Raw genomic sequence first — 6,086 nt, forward strand, 5'->3', positions numbered from 1 at the left:
GCATTCTGCGGTCACGCGGCCATCCGCTTCTTCGCATATTCGTCCCAGTGGGCCTCAAGGAACCCCCGGATACCCCGGCCGGGTTTGTACGGCGGATAGATCCGGCGGTAAGCCTCCTCGGCGCCGGCAAGGCTCTCCGTCGGCAGGACGTCGGTGTAGGCCGCGAGGTAGAGGAGCCCGATCGCCGCCGACCGGGAGACCCCGAAGCCGCAATGGACCAGCACCTGGCGGCCCTCCGAGAGGCACCGGTCGATGAAGACGAGAGCGGCGTCTATCGCCTCCTTCGGAACGTCGGCGGGGTCCCTTGAGTCGATCAGGTTGAGCATCAGCCGGTTCCCCCGGCGGGCGACCAGGTGCTCGGGGTGGTCCGGCGGCACCGTGCCGAGGGGGGAGTAGGTGACCGCCAGGCAGTGGTAGGGGCTCCGGCAGGCGTGCACCACGCACCAGGACTCGTGGGCTTCCACCGCGACCTCATAGTCTTCCTGTGTTCCGATGTACAGGTTCGGATAGATCTCGATCATGCGCTTCGTCCTCCCGTCTCAAGCACGTAGGCCGCAGCACCGAGGAGCGGCGCCCGCCCGCCGAGTTCGGAGACGGCAATCCGGGGAAGGGGAAGGTAACGGTCGATGCGGGGCTCCATAAAGCGGATCACGGTATCTCCGTAGTAGCGGGCGAGCGGCCCGTCGATCACGATCACGTCGGGGTTGTAGGCGACGATGACGGCCGAGACGCCCCGCGCGTTCACCTCCCCGAGCGCCTCCATGAAGGCGAGGGCGACGGGGTCCCCCGCCCGGGCCGCCTCGAAGATCGCCCGGGTCGAACCGGCGTCAAAGGCGACCGGCCCGACGCCGGCCCGCTCCCGCCACGCCGCGAAGAACCGCGGAATGTTCTTTGCAGAGGCGTAGCCCTCCCAGTGGCCCCGGTAGCCGCACCCGCAGACGAGGTTGTAGCGGGTATCAACGGGGATGTGCCCGACTTCGCCGGCATTGCCGTCCGCTCCGAGGAGGAGACGGCCGTTCACCACCGCGCCACCGCCGATCCCGGTGGAGAGGGTGATATAGACGGCGTTGTCGGAGCCGCGGGCGGCGCCCGACCACCGTTCGCCGAGGACACCTGCCCGGGCGTCGTTGACCAGAGAGACCGGCAACCCGAACCGTTTCCCAAGGGGTTCGGTGACCTCCACGACCGGAAAGGCCATGTTCGGCGAGTTGACGACCCGCCCGCGGCCGAGGTCCAGGGGGCCGGCCGATGCGACGCCGATAGCCGTTGCCTCCCGCCCCCGCGGCGATGCAAGGAGAGCCTCCACCCGGGCGGCGATCGCGGCGGTGATCGCCGTCCCGGACGGCCCGAGAGTCGGCGTCGGGACGGCGGTATGGGCGAGTACGGTCGCATCGGAGGTCACCAGGGCGGCACGGAGGTTGGTCCCGCCGAGGTCAACGGCAATTACGGTCGTCATATCATGGTCTCTCCCGGAGTGAGTCTACTCCTCACGAAATTACGCAAACGAGCGGCATAAACCTACCCATATCCCGCGTCAAACGCCCTCTCCCACCGCCAGACAGGGATACTTCTCCCGGGGGTACCTGCCCTGGACCGATTCGCGGACGAACTGCTCCCTCGACGCGGCGGAAAGGAGACTTTCGTAGACATCCTTTGGAACGCCGACATAGCGGTAGGCGTTGGCGTTTCCGCAGACGATGAGGAGCGCCCTCGTTGTGGGGTCGTAGCCGACGGACTGTATCCCCACGGCTGAGTGTTGAGGCATACCGGAGGGTAGTGGCCGATGGTAGTGATAGCGGTTGCGGCCGCCGGGGGGCCCGCACCCGCCACCCCGGGGTACACTCCCACCCGTCAACCTCATAACGTTCGAACGCTATTCTCCATTTGAGGATACCTGCATGGCACGAAGAGATGTAACCACCAGAGAGGCAAAGGCGATGGGCGAGCAGATCGGGATCGCCTGGAAGGAATTCGACGTCGAACAGTTCCGGCGCGGCATGATCGTCGAACTCGAACACGGCCTCCGCGACCCGGCAACAAACGTCACCGACGACGACCTCCTCCTGACGGCAAAGATCGCGCTTGCCCACCTCAACGAGTTCCCGGACTACTACGACCGGCTTGAGAAGATGGAAGACGAGGCGGAGGCCTACTGGGCGAAGGAGAAGGCTTAAGGTTTGTGAGCGGCAATTCGGCGGCTATACGGGCTTTTCCTGCAACGGCGAGGGAGCGGACGCCCCGGGACGGGAGACCGGCTCCCGGACGATCCCCCAGAGGTCCACATCCTCATAAACACTCCATTTCCGGACATGCTCCCGGAAACAGCCTTCGTGAACCATCCCGCATTTCTCCATGACCCGGCCGGACGCCGGGTTCCGGGAGAAGTGCATGGCGTAGATCCGGTGCAGTCCGAGAACGCAAAACCCGTAATCGATCACCGCACGGACCGCCTCGGTAGCATACCCCCGGCTCCAGCAGGGTTGCGCGACCCAGAACCCGAGCTCGCCGCGGGCGTGATCAGCGTCGATCCGCAGGCGAACGCCGCCGATGAGGGTCCCCTTCCCGGCAAGCGTAACGGCGAAGGCTGCGGCGTCGCCGCGCTCGATGCCCCCGCAGATGGAGGTGATCCAGACCTCCGCGAGGCCGTCCGGGTAGGGGTAGGGGAGGAGGGTCGTTGCAGCAACAGCGTAGTCGCCGCACAGCCGTTGAACCGCGTGAGCGTCCGCGAGGGTAAACGACCGCAGGAGCAGACGGTCGGTGGCAAGGGTGGGTTGCGTTCCCATGAATACTCCCATGGCACCGACCGGTAATAATCCTGCCGCGACGCCGTCCGGCCCCTCTCCCGGGCGCCCGTACAAAAATCTTCCCGATTCTATCGGGAGTCTTCTTTCCCGGCATTATCGCGCGTTCGATGCAGACGGAGAGTTAGGCAATCTGGTTTTTGAGAAGGGTGTATATTATCGATTGTATTCGCCAACCAGCAACCTTTATTAATTTTTGGTCTGTATTCCATCATGCATGATAAAAGTCGCGATCAACGGATACGGCACCATCGGTAAACGGGTAGCCGATGCGGTCGCCGCACAGCCCGATATGGAGATCATAGGGGTCTCAAAGACAAGCGTCTCCGCCGAAGCATACATTGCAAAAGAGCGCGGGTACCCCCTCTACATCGCAGACCTCGGGAGAAAGCCGGCGTTCGAGAAGGCCGGGCTTGAGGTCGCCGGCGACGTGGAGACGATGCTCAAAGCCGCCGACATCATCGTGGACGCCACACCCGGTGGCGTCGGGGAGAAGAACAGGCCAGTCTACGAAAAACTCGGGAAGAAGGCGATCTTCCAGGGCGGCGAGGAGCACGAGGTCGCCGGATTCTCTTTCAACGCCCACGCGAACTACAAAGAGGCTATGGGCAGGCAGTTCGCCCGGGTCGTCTCGTGCAACACCACCGGGCTCGTCCGGCTCATCACCGCCATGGATCGGGCCTTCGGCGTCGAACGGGTCCGGGCGGTGATGATCCGGCGGGCGGCGGACCCCGACGACATCCAGCGGGGGCCGGTTGACGCCATCGTCCTCAACCCGGTCACCATCCCGAGCCACCACGGCCCCGATGTCCAGACCATCCTCCCGAGCGTAAACATCGTCACCCTCGCGATGATCGTCCCGACGACGTTGATGCACATGCACTCTGTCCAGATCGACCTGAAGCGCGAGACCACGCGGGAAGAGGCGCTGAAGGTCCTTGAAAACCACAGCCGCATCGGGATCGTCCGCAAGGCCACCGGCATCAAGAGCAACGCCCAGCTCCGGGAGTACACCCAGGACCTCGGCCGGCCGAGGACGGACCTCTGGGAGAACGGGGTCTTTGAGGAGTCGGTCGCGGTCCTCAACGGCAGGGAGTTCTACTGCTTCCAGGCCATCCACCAGGAGGCCGACGTCGTCCCCGAGAACGTCGACTGCATCCGCGCCATGATGGGGACCGTGAAGGACCCGGAAGAGTCCATCAGGACGACCAACAAAGCGCTCGGTCTCGTCGCCATCGGGTGAACGGAGGGCAGAGGGAGGAAGGCACGCACCCCCACCAAAACAATTTTTCCCGGGGGAGCGCGGCGCCCCTCACGCACCGGGCGGTTTGAGTCTCCCCCGGCCGATCCGGACCGATCCGGGAAGCGAGGGCATCATCCGGGATTCTCCGGCGCCGAGACTTTTCGGTCGAGATCCTCAAGGCACACCAGAACCTGATCCCCGGTGACGATGTTCTGGACATCACTCTAGGAGAGGTCCGGGTTTCCCATGAGATTGAGAGTTACTCTCTCAAATCCCGCTTTCGTTGGAAGTATACATGTATCCTCTCTACATTATGGTTTTCTTGTTGGCTTTTGTGATAGATCTCTATAAACGTAACAACGTTGCATGCAGGATCGATGGCATATATAACTCTTAGACCGCTCCGAGCGCCGCCTTTGAGACATCGGCATCGAAATTGCTTTACTTTATATACTGGATCATCTCCTGCTTCTTGCCCTAAGGGGATGCGATACGTTTCGGGTAATAGATGAGGATATTTCGCAACAAACGCCTTTTGAAAGACTTCCCAATCACTGTCAAGAGTCTTATATTTTTTCTTCAGTTTTTTAAAATCCCGCCAAAATTCCCCCAAAAAGCGATATTAGGGGGAGACAGGTTGTTCATATTCTCTCACTGAAGTTTGCGGGTCTCTGTAGAACACAAGTTCGTAGTCAATTTCTCCGTTAGGTTCGGTGGCCATCCACGGGAGATCGATGTGAGACAACGCGCTCACTTGCGCCGCCGTCATATTGGAATATTTTGCGAGGGTATTTTCTATATGCTGTAGCTCTTCGGCGCTTAATAAACTTATGTCAGGCTCCTCATTCGAAACATATCTTTTTTGATCGTAGCCGTGATATTTTGCCATAAATTGAGTTATTTTTCCTTCAGTCTCCAGTTCTGTTAAAATTGCGTCAAAATGACTTGGAGCGGGACCATGCTCAAGCCTGAAATAACGTTCGCCGGTTAACTTCCGCTCATATAACTCATAGAAGTCAAATTCGGCGAAATACAGGATCTTGTAGAGAACTGTTTTGCCGACATTGGGAGCGTGACATGAACGACTAATGGCATAATGTAAGACTTGTTTAAATTTTTTCATGGTTAAACGAATTTTTCATTGTGTATGCAGCCATAAACCTCCTCCCCAGGGTTCTCTCCTTTCAGAGATCCAAAGCCATGATCAAGTGCGCCTGCCCCTTGCACTTGTATTCCAGATATCCGCAATGTAACACCTTGCATCGGCTTGCATTGTATTACATCGTTATACTCTAATGTACCCTATATATAATACTTACATTATTATATCAATTTATACTAATATTACCGAACTAACCTTTCTCGTCGATCCCTGCACATAGAGCCGGGCGGGGGAGGCATCGAGATCAGTATCATCAAAGGAGATAAAAACGCCTCTCCGATCCCCATACCCGACAATGCAAGAACCAGGACGAGCGCCCGCCCCAGGAGAGAGGTAAGGAAGGATCCGCTGGAGGAACTAATGATCGATCGATGCATCCATCGTCTGCGCGCCACCCTTCAGGAGACGGGTGGCAAGACGCTTCTGCTCGCGCGCTTTCAGCTACAGGCTGGTCTCCTCCAGCCACAGAAGGGAGGCCGTCCAATGGAGGCCAACAGTTTTCGGAGCATGGTCCCCAGGAAACCGATGAACCCCCGCAGATCCGTGAAGGGGTCGCGGTCTTCCTGCAGGTATCGGAGCGAGAGCCCGCTATAATCGTACTCCTTGCGCTCCCCTCCGGGGAGGTCGTAGACGTACTCAAGATAACGCCGGACGGCCCTCTCGTACGCCTCCCTGGTCGAACGTTTCCGGTAGAGGGCGAGAAAATCTGATAGACCATCATCATGAAGGGCTGGGTGAGACGGATGTGAACTACCCCGCGCTCTCGGGCGCGGCTTCCTGCTTCATTCCTCCTCCATTGAGGCAGGTCCACAGGCTCAACGGCGCGTTCCGCGCCTGATATGAGGTTGCTTGGTTCTCGCAACACAGATAGAACAATATA

The 6,086-nt window shown here is 59.7% G+C and carries 7 protein-coding genes; 2 read left to right on the forward strand and 5 right to left on the reverse strand.

Annotation, left to right across the window (positions count from 1 at the left end):
• Nucleotides 1-11 precede the first annotated feature (11 nt).
• The 3 genes from BRA42_RS00215 to BRA42_RS00225 form a co-directional block, all read right to left on the reverse strand.
• The gene (locus BRA42_RS00215; RefSeq protein WP_292409505.1) at nt 12-521 is read right to left on the reverse strand and encodes a dual specificity protein phosphatase family protein; all 510 of its coding nucleotides are present in this window, start codon (nt 519-521) and stop codon (nt 12-14) included.
• The gene (locus tag BRA42_RS00220; RefSeq protein ID WP_292409507.1) at nt 518-1,456 is read right to left on the reverse strand and encodes an ROK family protein; all 939 of its coding nucleotides are present in this window, start codon (nt 1,454-1,456) and stop codon (nt 518-520) included. The genes BRA42_RS00215 and BRA42_RS00220 overlap by 4 nt, the downstream gene beginning before the upstream one ends.
• A 78-nt stretch (nt 1,457-1,534) precedes the next feature.
• A complete protein-coding gene (locus BRA42_RS00225) occupies nt 1,535-1,765 on the reverse strand; it encodes a KTSC domain-containing protein (protein WP_292409509.1) in 231 nt (76 codons plus the stop codon).
• A gap of 133 nt (nt 1,766-1,898) precedes the next feature.
• On the opposite strand from BRA42_RS00225, the gene BRA42_RS00230 reads away from it, so the two are divergent.
• Nucleotides 1,899-2,174, forward strand: a complete 276-nt coding sequence (locus BRA42_RS00230; RefSeq protein WP_292409511.1) for a DUF5661 family protein — start codon at nt 1,899-1,901, stop codon at nt 2,172-2,174.
• A 24-nt stretch (nt 2,175-2,198) separates the two neighbouring features.
• Here the strand turns inward: BRA42_RS00230 and BRA42_RS00235 are convergent, their stop codons facing one another.
• Nucleotides 2,199-2,783, reverse strand: a complete 585-nt coding sequence (locus BRA42_RS00235) for a GNAT family N-acetyltransferase (RefSeq protein WP_292409512.1) — start codon at nt 2,781-2,783, stop codon at nt 2,199-2,201.
• 235 nt (nt 2,784-3,018) lie between these two features.
• Between BRA42_RS00235 and BRA42_RS00240 the strand changes: the two genes are divergently transcribed.
• Nucleotides 3,019-4,044 carry a type II glyceraldehyde-3-phosphate dehydrogenase gene (locus tag BRA42_RS00240; protein ID WP_292409515.1) on the forward strand — a complete coding sequence of 342 codons (1,026 nt, stop codon included), beginning with the start codon at nt 3,019-3,021 and terminating at the stop codon, nt 4,042-4,044.
• Between the two features lie 622 nt (nt 4,045-4,666).
• On the opposite strand, the gene BRA42_RS00245 is transcribed toward BRA42_RS00240, so the two are convergent.
• Entirely contained in the window at nt 4,667-5,167 is a 501-nt protein-coding gene (locus BRA42_RS00245; RefSeq protein WP_292409516.1) for a Panacea domain-containing protein, read from the reverse strand.
• Nucleotides 5,168-6,086: the final 919 nt, after the last annotated feature.

The sequence above is a fragment of the Methanoculleus sp. UBA374 genome (assembly GCA_002508705.1).
Lineage (GTDB): Archaea > Halobacteriota > Methanomicrobia > Methanomicrobiales > Methanoculleaceae > Methanoculleus > Methanoculleus palmolei.